This is a genomic window from Kribbella polygonati, from assembly GCF_050320105.1.
In the GTDB taxonomy this organism is placed as follows: domain Bacteria; phylum Actinomycetota; class Actinomycetes; order Propionibacteriales; family Kribbellaceae; genus Kribbella.
Genome location: NZ_CP190129.1, coordinates 7,388,087 through 7,402,535, shown reverse-complemented (window position 1 = coordinate 7,402,535; position 14,449 = coordinate 7,388,087). Strand labels below are relative to the sequence as shown.

Genomic DNA, 14,449 nt, shown 5'->3' with positions numbered 1-14,449 from the left:
TGAGGAAACCACCAAGGAGGACAGTGATGCTGGCGAAGGTGTTTCCGATCAGGCTGAAGGACGGCAACCAGGCCGCGGCCGAGGCGATCGTCGAGGAGTTCGGGCCGCGCGGGCCCGGTGCGGAGGAGGGGACGCTGTCGTTCCGGGTGTACCGGGACCCGGCGACGCCCGACTACCTGCTGTTCGTCGAGCACTTCGCGGACCAGGCGGCGTACGACGCGCACACCGGGTCGGCGGCGTACCGCGAGTTGATCGCGGGGCGGTTCGCGGACCTGATCGTGGAGTTCGTCGAGGTCGACCACGAACTGGTGGTCAGCCTGTGAGCGCGCGGCGGTTGCGGGAGCTGCACGCGCGGCCGCCGCTCGTACTGCCGAACGCGTGGGACGCGGGTTCGGCGCGCGCGATCGCGGCGGCCGGGGCGCAGGCGATCGCGACGACGAGCGCCGGGGTCGCCTGGGCGCACGGGGTCGATGACGCCGGCGGGCTGGATCTGGCGACCGCGCTCGCGACGGTACGAGCCGTCTGTGCCGCCGTCGACGTACCGGTGACGGCGGACATCGAGGCCGGGTACGGCGATGTCGCGCGGACGGTGCGGGAGATCGTCGAGGCGGGCGCGGGCGGGGTGAACCTGGAGGACAGTACGGCCCGGGTGCTCGACGATCCGCTGGTGCACGCCGAGCGGATCCGCGCGGCGCGGGCCGTGGACGCCGAGCTGGTGATCAACGCGCGGACGGACACCTATCTGTACGGGGACCGGACCGGGACGATCGAGCGGGCGAAGATCTACGCCGACGCGGGTGCCGACGTACTGTTCGTGCCCGGGGTGGTCGATCTGCCGACGATCGCCGAACTGGTGAAGGAGTCGCCGCTCCCGCTCAACGTGATGGTCGGGCCGGGGGCGCCGTCGGTCCGCGAACTCTCGGAGGCCGGCGTGGTGCGGATCAGCGTCGGGCCGGCGATCACCAGCGCGGCGTACGCGCTGGCGACGGCTGCGGCGACGGAGCTACTCACGCGAGGGACGTACGAATCCCTCCAGGCGTAGGGCGATCTCGTGGGCGGCGGCCGGGCTCGTCACGGTCTCGAGGGACCGGACGAGCCCGGGCGCCGGGTCGAGGATTATGTTGCCCTCGGCAACCGCGGTCGCGAGCGGACCGACGAGGTGCGCGGAAACCAGCGCCTCGGCGGCGGGGAAGGCATGGGTCAGTCCGTGGGTAAGCCCCGGAACCGGTACGCCGTGCACCTCGACGAGCTTGTGCAGCGCGTCGGTCGCCTCCCCCGGCGACAGCTGATCCCGAAGCACCGCCTGAACAGCAATCTCAAACGGCGCCCACGCCCCCGGCACCCGCACCCCAGCACCCACCCCAGCACCGGCCGGCACCCACCCACCCGGCACCCACACTCCGGCGGCTGCTGCAGCACCAGCCGACACCCGGGCTCCAGCGGCTACCGCTGCACCAGCTGGCACCCACGCATCCGGCACCCGCACTCCGACGGCTGCCCCAGCACCGGCCTGCCCCCGCGCACCCGGCACCCCAGCTCCACCGGCTCCCGCAGTACCTGCGGCTGCCGCACCCGGCGCCTGGGCTCCGGCGACTGCCGCAGCACCGGCGGCTACCAGAGTGGGAATCAGTGGGTCGAGCACCGTCTGTTCTTGGAGGGAGAGGGGTGGTTGGTCGACGCCGAGTAGTCGGGCGGCGCGGTCGACGACGTGGATGACGCCCTCCCAGAACGGGAGGTGGGCCCGCAGCAGGAGGTGATCGTCACCGCCTGGGCCGACCTCCAGCATCCCGGGCTCCCCGTCCAGCGAGACGACCCGTCGGTACACCCCGTCCTCGACCGACTCCACCCCCGGAATCGCCCGCTCGGCGAAGAACGCGCACATCGCCGCCCAGTCGTACGGCGGCGTGAACGGCAACCGCAGCACCAGACCGCCGTCCGCCGCGAGCCGATCGCCGCGACGCCGGCGATCGCGGAGCTCCCGCGGGGACGCCCGGAAGACCTCCCGCATCGCCCGGTTGAACTGCCGCAGGCTCCCGAACCCGGACGCGAACGCGACCTCCGCGATGCCCAGCTCGGAGTCGTCCAGCAGCCGGCGCGCGAAATGCGCTCGCCGGGACCGCGCGAACTGGTCCGGCGTCGCGCCGAGATGCTCGTGGAACAGCCGCCGCAACTGCCGCACCGACAGCCCGAGCCGCGCACCGAGCGCCGCCTCGCCGGCCTCGTCCAGCAGCCCGGCGATGATCAGCTGCACCGCCCGGCACACCAACTCGGGCGCCTCGTCCGGCACCGTGCCGGCGATCCGGTACGGACGGCACCGCAGGCACGCGCGATACCCGGCCGCCTCGGCCGCGGCCGGGTGCTCGAACGTGCGGACGTTCTCCGCGAGCGGCTTCGCGCCACAGCCCGGCCGGCAGTAGATCCCGGTCGTCCGGACCGCCGAATAGGTCGTCACAGAAACCACGGTAGGCACCCGCACCGACAGTTCCTGACACGCGCTTTACACCCTGCACCCGCGGTCGCGACTAAGGTACGGCGAGTGCATTCGAAACCGATGCTGATCGTGGTCAGTGGTCCGCCCGGGACGGGGAAAACGACGCTGGCGCACCGGATCGCGGCCGCGATCGGCTGCCCGGCGATCTGCCGGGACGAGATCAAGGAGGGCATGGCGCACGCGACCCCCGGGTTCGTGCCGGGCCCCGGCGACCCGCTGACGATGCGGACCTTGTCAACGTTCTTCGACGTGGTCGGCCTGCTGATCGGCCGCGGTACGACGGTGGTCGCGGAGGCGGCCTTCCAGGACCGGCTGTGGAACCCGGGCCTGAGCCCGCTGCTCGGCCGCGCGGACCTCCGGATCGTGCACTGCACGACGACCGCCGAGGTCGCGCTCGAACGGATCACCGCACGGACCGCGGCGGATCCGCGGCGGGCGGCGCACGAGGACGCGAAGATCAGCCCGGACGCCCGGGTTCGTACCCACAACGCCTTCCAGTCGGTGGATCTCCCGGTCCCGTCGATCACCGTCGACACCAGCGCCGAGCCGTCGCTCGACCAGATCATGGCCTTCCTGTCCCGCTGACGGGCGGCCGTGGTGGACTAGCGGCATGGGCATTCTGGAGGGGCTGACGACGGCGCACCTGGCGGACGCGTGTGTCCGGGCGGGCGTGCCGGTACGAACGGTGGCGGTGACGGCGGTCGTCGGCGAGCGGGTCGCGGGGCGGGTGCTCCCGGCGCAGCACGTGGGCAGCGTGGACGTGTTCCTGGAGGCGTTCGAGTCCGCGGCCGAGGGCGACGTACTCGTGGTGGACAACGGTGGACGCCGGGACGAGGCCTGCGTCGGCGACCTGGTCGCGCTGGAGGCCGCGGCGGCCGGCGTCGCGGGGATCGTGATCTGGGGGCTGCACCGCGACACGGTCGACATCACCGCGATCGGGCTGCCGGTGTTCAGCCTCGGCGCATTGCCGACCGGTCCGTTGCGGCTCGACCCGCAACCGGCCGACGCGTTGTCCACGGCAACGATCGGCGAGTGGACGGTGACCCGCGACGACGTCGTACTCGCGGATCAGGACGGGGCGATCTTCGTACCGGCGGACCGCGTGGACGAGCTGCAGGCACTGGCGGCGTCGATCCGGGACACCGAGCACCGCCAGGCGGCGGAGATCCGCGGCGGGCGGTCGCTGCGGACACAGGTCGGTTTCGCGGCGTACCTGGAGAAGCGGGCGGCGGATCCGTCGTTGACGTTCCGGCAGCATCTGCGGGCGGTGCGCGGGGCGATCGAGGAATGAATACCTGGCGGCTGGGCGACGTCACGGTGAACCGGCTCGGGTTCGGCGCGATGCGGATCACCGCGAACCCGGACCGCTCGGTCGCGATCGCCGTACTGCGTCGTGCCGTCGAGCTCGGGGTGGATCACCTCGACACGGCGGCCTTCTACGCGAGCGGGCCGCGGTACGCGAACGAGCTGATCCGCGAGGCGCTGGCGCCGTACCCGGAGGGGCTGACGATCACCACGAAGGTCGGGCCGGGGACCGATCCGGAGCGCGGGTTCTACAACGCGACCACGGCCGGCGAGCTGCGCGCACAGGTGGAGACGAACCTGCGGCAGCTCGGGGTGGACAGTCTGGATGTGGTGAACCTCCGGATCACCGGCGACGGGTCGCTCGCGGAACGGTTCGGGTGGCTCGCCGAGCTCCGTTCGGAAGGGCTGATCAAGCAGCTCGGTGTCTCGAACGTGCGACTCGACCACGTCGAGGAGGCGCTCGCGGTGGCGCCGGTGGTCTGCGTCCAGAACAGCTACGCCGTCGACCGCCGCGGCGCCGAGGACGCGATCATCCGGTACTGCGCCGACCGCGCCATCGCCTACGTCCCCTTCGGCTCGATCACCGGCGCGGTCGATTCCCCGGCCGTCACCACGATCGCGGCCGCCCACGACGCCACCCCCGTACAGATCCGCCTCGCCTGGACTCTGCACCACTCCGCCAACATCCTCGCCATCCCCGGCACCGGTACCGTTCGTCACCTCGAGGAGAACCTCGCCGCCGCCGACATCCACCTCACCCCGGACGATCTGGCCGCCTTGGGTTGACCTGCTGGGTCATTGCCGGCTGAGCTCCGCGCGGATGCCGGGGACGACCTCCTGTGACCAGCGTGCGAGTTGGACGTCGTACGGCTCGCTCCCTCGAGGGAAGAGGGTGAAGCCGGTGGCGTCGTGGTTCAGGACCGCGCCGGTCAGCTCCTCGATCCACTGCGCCGGCGAGCCGCCGATCCAGCGTCCCTCGGCGTCACGTGTCTCACGCAACGGGGCCGCGGTGATCGTGCCCGGGAAGTTGTAGATGGTGCCGATGTCCGACGGCTTCCGCCCGACGGCCAACGCCGCCTCGTCGATGATCGGCCGGGACCAGGCGTAGCGATCGCTCAGCCAGTCAGCGGCGTGGCCCGGGATCCACCCGTCGGCCTGCCGGCCGGTCGCGGCGAGGGACTTCGGGCCGTTCGAGCCGGTCCAGATCAGCGGTGCCGGTACGGCGGCCGGCCGGAGCGCGCCGATCGGGTAGTGCTTCGTGGGCGTCGGCGTACCACCGTCGGACATCCCGTGGACGAGCTGCATCGCCTCCTCGAACGCCTCGACCGCCTCGGCCGGACGGAGTTCGGGGACGCCCATCGTGGTGATCCGGTCCCACGCACCGCCGGCGCCCAGCCCGAGGACGAACCGTCCGCCGGACAGCGCGGCCAGCGACGTCGCCGTACGGGCGAGCACCGGCGCCGGGCGGAGCGGCAGGTTGGTCACGTTGACGAACGCGGACAGCCGCTCCGTACGTCCGAGCAGGAACCCGACCGCGGCGTACCCGTCGAGCATGTCCGGGACGTACGGGTGGTCGGCGAGGCTGACGTGGTCGAGCCCGTCGGCGTCCGCCTGCTGGGCGAGCCGCACGATCGCGGCCACGTCCCGTACCGAGTCCGGCGATCCGTATCCGAACCGCACGTTCATATCGACTCCTCAGATAGTTTGCTGTTCGAACTAGTTGTAGCACGGATACTTAGAACAGCAAACTATTAGTCCAGCGGACTACCATGGGAGCCATGGTGACGACGACGGCGGCTCAGGACACCGATCTGGCGAGTGCGCTGGTGCAGACGATGCACCTGCTGCAGGACCTGCACGCCGAAACCAGCCGGCCGCTCGGCCTTACGTCGCAGCAGGCCCGGCTGCTCTGTGTGCTGATCGCCGGCCCGCAGGGGATGACCGACCTCAGCCATATCCTGAGCATCGAACGCTCGAGCCTCACCAGCATGGTCGACCGCCTCGAACGTCGCACTCTGGTCGCCCGTACGCCGATCCCCGGCGACCGCCGCGCCTTCCGCATCGAGCTCACCCCTGACGGCCTGAAGCTGGCCCACGAGGTCCACAACGCGGTGGTCGACCGCATCAACACGCTGACCGCCGGGCTCCCCGCGGCGACCCGCAGCACCGTGACCACTGCCCTGCGGTCCATCCTCCGATGACCTACCGGTACGTCGAACTGGCCGGCGCGCGGATCGCCTATCGGGTCAGCGGGTCCGGGCCGGCGCTCGTACTGCTGAAGAACAACCGCCGGCCACTGGACCACGCGATCAGCGCGTACCTGGCGGAGCGATTCCGGGTCTTCCAGGTCCACCCGGTCGGGTTCGGGGCGAGTGACCGGCCGGAGGTGTACGACTTCGGCAGCATCGGCGACCAGGTGCTCGCCGTACTCGATCATGAAGGCGTCGAGCGGTTCTGCGTCTGGGGGTTCTCACAGACTGCCTGCATGGCGGCAATGGCGGCGCGGTCGACCTCACGGGCCCACGCCCTCGTCATGGGTGGCGTCGTACCGATCGGGATGGTGACCGACGCGGAAATGCGACGGCTGGAACGGGAACCACGGCTACCGCGGCCGGCGTTGGAGTTCTGGCGGGCCTATCGGTCGTACGACTGGCACCACGAACTCCGGTGCTACCCGGGCCGCCGAGTGACGTACATGGGAACAGCTGATCCGGCGTTCCGGCGCTTCCGCAAGTTGCGGCCGGTGCTCGAAGGGATCGGCGTTACGTACCTGGAGTTCGAGGGGCTGAACCACACCACCTGCGGTCTGGGTGACGCCTCCGCCGATGGCCGGCGGGTTGCCGACCGCGTAACCACACAAATGTTAAGGGCCACCCCGGGGGGTGGCCCTTAACAGTGTGAATGTCCGGCGGCGTCCTACTCTCCCACGACCTCCCGGTCGCAGTACCATCGGCGCTGAAGGGCTTAACTTCCAGGTTCGGAATGGAGACTGGGTGTTTCCCCGACGCTATGGCCACCGAAACTCTATGAGAACACATATCAACCAACACAAGCCACACGGGCTGGGGTTGACCGTATCCTGGGAACCGTACAGTGAACGCGAACATCGTTACATAGCGCATCAAGGCTCGTAGTTGAAGTATGAGACAAGCCCTCGGCCTATTAGTACCAGTCAGCTCCACACCTTACGGCGCTTCCACCTCTGGCCTATCAACCCAGTGGTCTACTGGGGGCCTTACCCGGTTAACCCGGTGGGAGACCTCATCTTGAAGCGTGCTTCCCGCTTAGATGCTTTCAGCGGTTATCACTCCCGAACGTAGCCAACCAGCCGTGCTCCTGGCGGAACAACTGGCACACCAGAGGTTCGTCCACCCCGGTCCTCTCGTACTAGGGGCAGCCCTTCTCAAGTCTCCTGCGCGCGCAGCGGATAGGGACCGAACTGTCTCACGACGTTCTAAACCCAGCTCGCGTGCCGCTTTAATGGGCGAACAGCCCAACCCTTGGGACCTACTCCAGCCCCAGGATGCGACGAGCCGACATCGAGGTGCCAAACCATCCCGTCGATATGGACTCTTGGGGAAGATCAGCCTGTTATCCCCGGGGTACCTTTTATCCGTTGAGCGACGGTGCTCCCACATGCCACCGCCGGATCACTAGTTCCGACTTTCGTCCCTGCTCGACATGTCTGTCTCACAGTCAAGCTCCCTTGTGCACTTACACTCAACACCTGATTGCCAACCAGGCTGAGGGAACCTTTGAGCGCCTCCGTTACCTTTTAGGAGGCGACCGCCCCAGTCAAACTACCCACCAGGCACTGTCCCTGATCCGGATAACGGACCAAAGTTAGACAGCCAGAACAATCAGAGTGGTATTTCAACGATGACTCCACCCGAACTGGCGTCCGAGCTTCACAGTCTCCCACCTATCCTACACAAATTGTACCGACCACCAATACCAAGTTGTAGTAAAGGTCCCGGGGTCTTTCCGTCCTGCTGCGCGTAACGAGCATCTTTACTCGTAATGCAATTTCGCCGAGTCCACGGTTGAGACAGCGCCCAAGTCGTTACGCCATTCGTGCAGGTCGGAACTTACCCGACAAGGAATTTCGCTACCTTAGGATGGTTATAGTTACCACCGCCGTTTACTGGCGCTTAAGTTCAAAGCTTCGCCGGCCAAAACCAGCTAACCTGTCCCCTTAACGTTCCAGCACCGGGCAGGCGTCAGTCCGTATACATCGAATTACTTCTTCGCACGGACCTGTGTTTTTAGTAAACAGTCGCTTGGGCCTGGTCTCTGCGACCATCACCGCTTCCACCAGCAAGTGGCGTCACGGATCCGGTCCCCCTTCTCCCGAAGTTACGGGGGCATTTTGCCGAGTTCCTTAACCATGGTTCACTCGATCGCCTCGGTATTCTCTACCTGATCACCTGTGTCGGTTTGGGGTACGGGCGGCTCTAACACTCACTGCGAAGTTTTTCTCGGCAGCATGGGATCATCCACTTCCCCTAAACGGGTCCGCCTCGGCTCTCAGGCTATGTGAGACACGGATTTGCCTATGCCTCGCCCTACCACCTTGCCCGCGGATCAGCTTACGCCTACCATCGCCGCGGTTGGACTACCCTCCTGCGTCACTCCTCAATGCACCTACTACCACCTCGGGTCAAGATGTCCACCACGCAACCCGAAGGTCTTGCGGCTTCCAACTCTTAGCATCAGCGGGTTCGGTCGGGTCGTGTTAATGCCGGTACGGGAATATCAACCCGTTGTCCATCGACTACGCCTGTCGGCCTCGCCTTAGGTCCCGACTTACCCAGGGCAGATTAGCTTGACCCTGGAACCCTTGATCATCCGGCGGACGGGTTTCTCACCCGTCATTCGCTACTCATGCCTGCATTCTCACTCGTGCAGCATCCACAACTCCATCACTAGGCTGCTTCACACGCTGCACGACGCTCCCCTACCCACCCACACACCTGGACCAACAAAGTTGGCCGAGTACTTGTGTGAGTGCCACAGCTTCGGCGGATTGCTTGAGCCCCGCTACATTGTCGGCGCGGAATCACTTGACCAGTGAGCTATTACGCACTCTTTCAAGGGTGGCTGCTTCTAAGCCAACCTCCTGGTTGTCTGGGCAACTCCACATCCTTTTCCACTTAGCAATCGCTTAGGGGCCTTAGCTGGTGATCTGGGCTGTTTCCCTCTCGACTACGGAGCTTATCCCCCGCAGTCTCACTGCCGCGCTCTCACTTACCGGCATTCGGAGTTTGGCTGATTTCGGTAAGCCGGTAAGCCCCCTAGACCATCCAGTGCTCTACCTCCGGTAAGAAACACACGACGCTGCACCTATATGCATTTCGGGGAGAACCAGCTATCACGGAGTTTGATTGGCCTTTCACCCCTATCCACAGGTCATCCCCCAGGTTTTCAACCCTGGTGGGTTCGGTCCTCCACGCGGTCTTACCCACGCTTCAACCTGCCCATGGATAGATCACTCCGCTTCGGGTCTAGAGCATGCGACTATTTCGCCCTATTCAGACTCGCTTTCGCTACGGCTACCCCACACGGGTTAACCTCGCCACACACCACTAACTCGCAGGCTCATTCTTCAAAAGGCACGCCGTCACACCCGAAAGTGCTCCGACGGATTGTAGGCAACCGGTTTCAGGTACTATTTCACTCCCCTCCCGGGGTACTTTTCATCTTTCCCTCACGGTACTAGTCCGCTATCGGTCACCAAGAAGTATTTAGGCTTAGCGGGTGGTCCCGCCAGATTCACACGGAATTTCAAGAGTCCCGTGCTACTTGGGAAAACACTCGAGAGTCGCTGTCTTACGCCTACAGGGCTATAACCCACTACGGCTCAACATTCCAGAAGATTCGACTTCAACAACGATTGATAACTCTCCGACACCACGGCATTAGTGTCTGAATGCTCCCACAACCCCGAATACGCAACGCACGCCGGCTATCACACGCACACGGTTTAGCCTCATCCGCTTTCGCTCGCCACTACTCACGGAATCACTATTGTTTTCTCTTCCTGCGGGTACTGAGATGTTTCACTTCCCCGCGTTCCCTCCAGAACCCTATGTGTTCAGGCACTGGTAACTGGCTTTAGAATGCCAGCTGGGTTTCCCCATTCGGACACCCCCGGATCACAGCTCGGTTGCCAACTCCCCGGGGCTTATCGCAGGCTCCAACGTCCTTCATCGGCTCTTGGTACCAAGACATCCACCGATTGCCCTTAGTAGCTTGTCACAAAACTAAAAGCAAAAATTACGCTACAAAGAGATGCTCGCGTCCACTATACAGTTCTCAAAATACGGGCAGGAACACCAGCTCACACCTGACACTTGAAGACAAACCCACCATCAGAGGGAAACAACACACCCCATCCAGCAGACCATCAACAGTCTGTACAGAAGCCGGCCCCAGCCACCCAACCAACTGTCACCAGTTGATCCGTGACCCAAGAAGAAACAGTCCACAACCCTTACGGGTTCCGGCCCGATTCCTCAGGACCCAACAGCGCGCCTCGGCGATCAACTCGGTCCCCGTCCACGTTCCACGCCCACAAGTGAGCAGTACTAGCAGCAGAAACTCCGCATCCCGCCTAATGGTCAATGTTCCACATTCCGAAGCACCATCACCCCAGAAACACTCGTCCTGGAAAGCGATGACATGGACACTCACTAAGCGGAGTGCCAAGTGCTCCTTAGAAAGGAGGTGATCCAGCCGCACCTTCCGGTACGGCTACCTTGTTACGACTTCGTCCTAATCGCCAGCCCCACCTTCGACGGCTCCCTCCACAAGGGTTAGGCCACCGGCTTCGGGTGTTGCCGACTTTCATGACGTGACGGGCGGTGTGTACAAGGCCCGGGAACGTATTCACCGCAGCGTTGCTGATCTGCGATTACTAGCGACTCCGACTTCATGGGGTCGAGTTGCAGACCCCAATCCGAACTGAGACCGGCTTTTTGGGATTCGCTCCACCTTACAGTTTCGCAGCCCTTTGTACCGGCCATTGTAGCATGCGTGAAGCCCTGGACATAAGGGGCATGATGACTTGACGTCATCCCCACCTTCCTCCGAGTTGACCCCGGCAGTCTCCTATGAGTCCCCACCACCCCGAAGGGCGTGCTGGCAACATAGGACGAGGGTTGCGCTCGTTGCGGGACTTAACCCAACATCTCACGACACGAGCTGACGACAGCCATGCACCACCTGTATAGGACCCTTACGGACCCCCCATCTCTGGAGGATTTCCCTATATGTCAAACCCAGGTAAGGTTCTTCGCGTTGCATCGAATTAATCCGCATGCTCCGCCGCTTGTGCGGGCCCCCGTCAATTCCTTTGAGTTTTAGCCTTGCGGCCGTACTCCCCAGGCGGGGCGCTTAATGCGTTAGCTGCGGCACGGAGGACGTGGAATGTCCCCCACACCTAGCGCCCAACGTTTACGGCGTGGACTACCAGGGTATCTAATCCTGTTCGCTACCCACGCTTTCGCTCCTCAGCGTCAGGTAAGGCCCAGAGAGCCGCCTTCGCCACCGGTGTTCTTCCTGATATCTGCGCATTCCACCGCTACACCAGGAGTTCCGCTCTCCCCTGCCTACCTCTAGTCTGCCCGTATCGGAAGCAGGCTCGGGGTTAAGCCCCGAGTTTTCACTCCCGACGTGACGAACCGCCTACGAGCCCTTTACGCCCAATAATTCCGGACAACGCTCGGACCCTACGTATTACCGCGGCTGCTGGCACGTAGTTGGCCGGTCCTTCTTCTGCAGGTACCGTCACTCTCGCTTCGTCCCTGCTGAAAGAGGTTTACAACCCGAAGGCCGTCATCCCTCACGCGGCGTTGCTGCGTCAGACTTTCGTCCATTGCGCAATATTCCCCACTGCTGCCTCCCGTAGGAGTCTGGGCCGTGTCTCAGTCCCAGTGTGGCCGGTCGCCCTCTCAGGCCGGCTACCCGTCGACGCCTTGGTAGGCCATTACCCCACCAACAAGCTGATAGGCCGCGAGCCCATCCCCAACCGCCAGAACTTTCAACCCCACCCCATGAGAAGTGAAGTATTATCCGGTATTAGACCCCGTTTCCGAGGCTTATCCCAAAGTTGAGGGTAGGTTGCTCACGTGTTACTCACCCGTTCGCCGCTCGTGTACCCCCGAAGGGGCCTTACCGCTCGACTTGCATGTGTTAAGCACGCCGCCAGCGTTCGTCCTGAGCCAGGATCAAACTCTCCGTTGAAAAATATAGACAAACCGGGCAAAACCCAGAGAGTCAACAACTTCAGTTGATCCTTTGAATCAGAAACAAAACCATTACTGGCTTGTCATCCGTTATATTTCAAAGGAATCCGCCACAGACATTGAATGCCTGTAGACGGGGTTAATGCATCTTTCGGCATTGACTTTCGGCACGCTGTTGAGTTCTCAAGAATCGGGCGCACACCGCGCTTCGCACTATCGTTTGAAGCTCCGGGGCAACTCGACTTACTTTACTGTTTCGCTTCCGGCCGGTCAAATCGGCCTTTTTCGATCCAGTCTCCCTGCGTACCTCAGTGTCCGAAACCCGCCGAGGCGTGTTTCGGCTTCCGAGACCTTCAGGGAGTTTGTCGGCGGGCCGGCCGCTTTCGCGTCCTGCGCTTCCGTCCAACAAGAAGAACATTACTGACTTTCATGGTGCGGATGCAAATCGGGGTCCTGGACCGCGGTCCGAGGCTCCCGGCACCCGTCCTCGCCACCGGTGTCCCGGCGTCGAGGGAAGCAGTGCTCGTCCCTCTGGTCACATCACTCACTCGGGCAACGCCAGGCGTCTCCACGAGCGACACTTCCATGATGCCGCACCCGTACAAGTGGTTTTCGCGGCGGGTGTGACGGCGAGGTGGGAACCGCTCATGCCGGCTCCCACCTCGTCACGTACAGCACCGTCCAGCAGACGCCTCTCGGCGAGTGGCCGCTCGAAGCGGCTGAGGTTGAGGCCCGGGGTCATGAACGGAACGGCATGAGCTGTAACCGCACTCCCCCGGGACCTATTCCCGGACGCACCCGAAATCCGCGCCGCCCTGCAGGAACACCAGCTCCCCACCGCGTACCTCGAGCTGCGCACCCACGCCGGACGCCGCGAACCGGTCCGCCGACAGCGCTCGGAACTCCAGCGGCTCCTGCCCCTCGAACTGGACCCCCAGCCCTCCGTCCCACGCCCTCACCGCGAGACGTAACCCATGGGTCAGCCGATAGGTACCCGTCAGCGCGTCCAGCGACTCGGTCGTCGGCAGGTCAGGCTGCTCCAGCTCCTCGGGGTACGACGGCCACCCGCGCGCGGACGCGATGGCGGCGAAGGCGCGCAGTACGACCCACATGCCGGAGTCACCGTTGGTCATCACCACTGCGCCCTGCCGGGTGTCGCGGTACGCCATCAGGTGACAGCAGAAGCCCTTGTTGCCCCCGCTGTGGCCGTAGCGCCGACCCGATTCGTCCAGGAAGACGCCGAGGCCGAGGTGGTTCAGCCCGCCGATGCGCTCGGTGGCGGCGATCTGCGGCGTCAGCATCTGTGTCGCGAGCCCGGGCGGGAGCAGTGCGCCTGCTGCGCCGGCGTACGCGCGTTCCAGCCCGATGGCGAACTTCGCGAGATCCGTTGGGGTTGTCCACAATCCCGCGGCGGCCAGCTGGGGGTACACGTCCCATTTGCCGTTCAGCGGTTGGCCTAGCTCGTTGTGTCCACTGGCCGCGTTCGCCTGCAGGTTCGGTGGAAGCGGTTGTGCGTAGGCGCTGTCGGACATGCCGAGCGGCTGCAGCACCAGTTCCTGCATGAGGTCGCGGAACGGCGTGCCGGTGACGTCTTCGAGTAGTTGCTGGATCACCGTCGTACCGCCACCGGAGTAGCGGAACTGCGTGCCTGGGACGAGATCTACGCGTACGCCGATGTTCGTGGCAGGCCGGGTGCCGTCCAGGATCTGCGCGGTTGTCGGCAACGCGACATCACGCGGGTAGCCGGGGAAGCCGGAGACGGTCAGGCCGGCGCTATGGCTGGCGAGTTGGCGGAGGGTGACCGTCGGCTGCCAGCGACCGGTCGGGGGCACCTGCCAGGACTTCAGTTTGCGGTTCACGTCCTCGTCGAGGTCGAGCAGACCGCGGTCCACCAGCCTGAGCATCGCCAGTACGGTCACCGGTTTGCTGATCGACGCCGCCTGGAACAGCGTGCCCGGCGTCACGGCGCGGGCGCTCCCCGCCTCGGCGAGTCCCGCCGTACCGACCTCGGTCACGGTGCCGTCGTCGAACACCACCCAGCTCGCACCGGGTACGTCGAACTCGTCGAGGTCGGACTCGATCCCGTCCCGCGCCGTCGTCATCGGGCCTCCTGGGGCAGTGGGTCAGAGTTCGCGGAACTCGTAGTACGGCTTGATGTGTTTGTTGACGTAGGAGCCGATGCTCGGGGCGGCCAGGAGAGCGGCGTATGTCGGCTGCGGGACGTCGAAGTACCGGTAGACGTACCCGTTCACGTACTCGAGTTCCAGCGTGCCGTCGGACCAGCCGACCGATCGCACGCTGGTCGAGTTCACCGGGCGTCGCCTCATCCGCCGGCTCCTTCCGCGTCCACGTCGGCCCAGTGTGCCGCGCGGCGGGGTCGGGTGGCGCACCGGACGGCGCGCCACCC

11 protein-coding genes and 3 rRNA genes are annotated in these 14,449 nt (G+C 64.8%); 7 read left to right on the top strand and 7 right to left on the bottom strand.

The annotated features are described in order from the left end of the window. The first annotated feature begins 26 nt into the window (after positions 1–26). Both ACQHIV_RS35395 and ACQHIV_RS35390 read left to right on the top strand, forming a co-directional pair. On the top strand, positions 27–323 hold the full coding sequence (locus ACQHIV_RS35395; RefSeq protein ID WP_427888687.1) for a putative quinol monooxygenase: 297 nt from the start codon (positions 27–29) through the stop codon (positions 321–323). Further along, positions 320–1,042, top strand: coding sequence for an isocitrate lyase/PEP mutase family protein (locus tag ACQHIV_RS35390; RefSeq protein WP_427888685.1), 723 nt, complete (start codon positions 320–322; stop codon positions 1,040–1,042). The genes ACQHIV_RS35395 and ACQHIV_RS35390 overlap by 4 nt, the downstream gene beginning before the upstream one ends. On the opposite strand, the gene ACQHIV_RS35385 is transcribed toward ACQHIV_RS35390, so the two are convergent. Continuing rightward, positions 1,004–2,452: a helix-turn-helix domain-containing protein gene (locus ACQHIV_RS35385; RefSeq protein WP_427888683.1), complete on the bottom strand. Its 1,449-nt coding sequence runs from the start codon at positions 2,450–2,452 to the stop codon at positions 1,004–1,006. The two genes, ACQHIV_RS35390 and ACQHIV_RS35385, sit on opposite strands and share 39 nt — an antisense overlap. A gap of 84 nt (positions 2,453–2,536) precedes the next feature. Between ACQHIV_RS35385 and ACQHIV_RS35380 the strand changes: the two genes are divergently transcribed. From ACQHIV_RS35380 to ACQHIV_RS35370, 3 genes are read left to right on the top strand one after another with little or no spacing between them, the layout of a single operon-like run. Next, positions 2,537–3,076 (top strand): AAA family ATPase, encoded by a 540-nt coding sequence (locus tag ACQHIV_RS35380; protein WP_427888681.1) that lies wholly within the window; start codon positions 2,537–2,539, stop codon positions 3,074–3,076. Positions 3,077–3,101: 25 nt separating this feature from the next. Beyond that, a complete protein-coding gene (locus ACQHIV_RS35375) occupies positions 3,102–3,782 on the top strand; it encodes an RraA family protein (RefSeq protein WP_427888679.1) in 681 nt (226 codons plus the stop codon). Next, entirely contained in the window at positions 3,779–4,582 is an 804-nt protein-coding gene (locus ACQHIV_RS35370) for an aldo/keto reductase (protein WP_427888677.1), read from the top strand. The genes ACQHIV_RS35375 and ACQHIV_RS35370 overlap by 4 nt, the downstream gene beginning before the upstream one ends. A gap of 9 nt (positions 4,583–4,591) precedes the next feature. Here ACQHIV_RS35370 and ACQHIV_RS35365 read toward each other — a convergent pair whose 3' ends face one another. Beyond that, positions 4,592–5,482 (bottom strand): LLM class flavin-dependent oxidoreductase, encoded by an 891-nt coding sequence (locus tag ACQHIV_RS35365; RefSeq protein ID WP_427888675.1) that lies wholly within the window; start codon positions 5,480–5,482, stop codon positions 4,592–4,594. A gap of 92 nt (positions 5,483–5,574) precedes the next feature. Here ACQHIV_RS35365 and ACQHIV_RS35360 point away from each other — a divergent pair, with 92 nt between their 5' ends. Together ACQHIV_RS35360 and ACQHIV_RS35355 are read left to right on the top strand one after the other, a co-directional pair. Continuing rightward, a complete protein-coding gene (locus ACQHIV_RS35360) occupies positions 5,575–5,997 on the top strand; it encodes a MarR family winged helix-turn-helix transcriptional regulator (protein ID WP_427888674.1) in 423 nt (140 codons plus the stop codon). Next, complete coding sequence (locus ACQHIV_RS35355) at positions 5,994–6,689, top strand: alpha/beta fold hydrolase (RefSeq protein WP_427888672.1); 696 nt, start codon at positions 5,994–5,996, stop codon at positions 6,687–6,689. Before ACQHIV_RS35360 ends, ACQHIV_RS35355 begins: the two co-directional genes overlap by 4 nt. A 10-nt stretch (positions 6,690–6,699) precedes the next feature. On the opposite strand, the gene rrf is transcribed toward ACQHIV_RS35355, so the two are convergent. The 5 genes from rrf to ACQHIV_RS35330 form a co-directional block, all read right to left on the bottom strand. After that, positions 6,700–6,817: ribosomal RNA gene (gene rrf / locus ACQHIV_RS35350) — 5S ribosomal RNA — on the bottom strand. A gap of 121 nt (positions 6,818–6,938) precedes the next feature. Beyond that, a 23S ribosomal RNA gene (locus tag ACQHIV_RS35345) occupies positions 6,939–10,054 on the bottom strand. 461 nt (positions 10,055–10,515) lie between these two features. After that, positions 10,516–12,040 (bottom strand): 16S ribosomal RNA (locus tag ACQHIV_RS35340). Together the 16S, 23S and 5S rRNA genes form the textbook arrangement of a ribosomal RNA operon. Positions 12,041–12,824: 784 nt before the next feature. After that, a complete protein-coding gene (locus ACQHIV_RS35335) occupies positions 12,825–14,144 on the bottom strand; it encodes a serine hydrolase domain-containing protein (protein ID WP_427888670.1) in 1,320 nt (439 codons plus the stop codon). Between the two features lie 21 nt (positions 14,145–14,165). Further along, positions 14,166–14,369, bottom strand: coding sequence for a KTSC domain-containing protein (locus ACQHIV_RS35330; protein WP_427888668.1), 204 nt, complete (start codon positions 14,367–14,369; stop codon positions 14,166–14,168). Positions 14,370–14,449: the final 80 nt, after the last annotated feature.

Bases quoted from the DNA above. Each gene is read 5' to 3' on its own strand.
- ACQHIV_RS35395 (WP_427888687.1), top strand. From the start codon at position 27: ATGCTGGCGAAGGTGTTTCCGATCAGGCTGAAGGACGGCAACCAGGCC.
- ACQHIV_RS35365 (WP_427888675.1), bottom strand. From the start codon at position 5,482: ATGAACGTGCGGTTCGGATACGGATCGCCGGACTCGGTACGGGACGTG.
- ACQHIV_RS35355 (WP_427888672.1), top strand. From the start codon at position 5,994: ATGACCTACCGGTACGTCGAACTGGCCGGCGCGCGGATCGCCTATCGG.
- ACQHIV_RS35360 (WP_427888674.1), top strand. From the start codon at position 5,575: ATGGTGACGACGACGGCGGCTCAGGACACCGATCTGGCGAGTGCGCTG.
- ACQHIV_RS35330 (WP_427888668.1), bottom strand. From the start codon at position 14,369: ATGAGGCGACGCCCGGTGAACTCGACCAGCGTGCGATCGGTCGGCTGG.
- ACQHIV_RS35335 (WP_427888670.1), bottom strand. From the start codon at position 14,144: ATGACGACGGCGCGGGACGGGATCGAGTCCGACCTCGACGAGTTCGAC.
- ACQHIV_RS35375 (WP_427888679.1), top strand. From the start codon at position 3,102: ATGGGCATTCTGGAGGGGCTGACGACGGCGCACCTGGCGGACGCGTGT.
- ACQHIV_RS35370 (WP_427888677.1), top strand. From the start codon at position 3,779: ATGAATACCTGGCGGCTGGGCGACGTCACGGTGAACCGGCTCGGGTTC.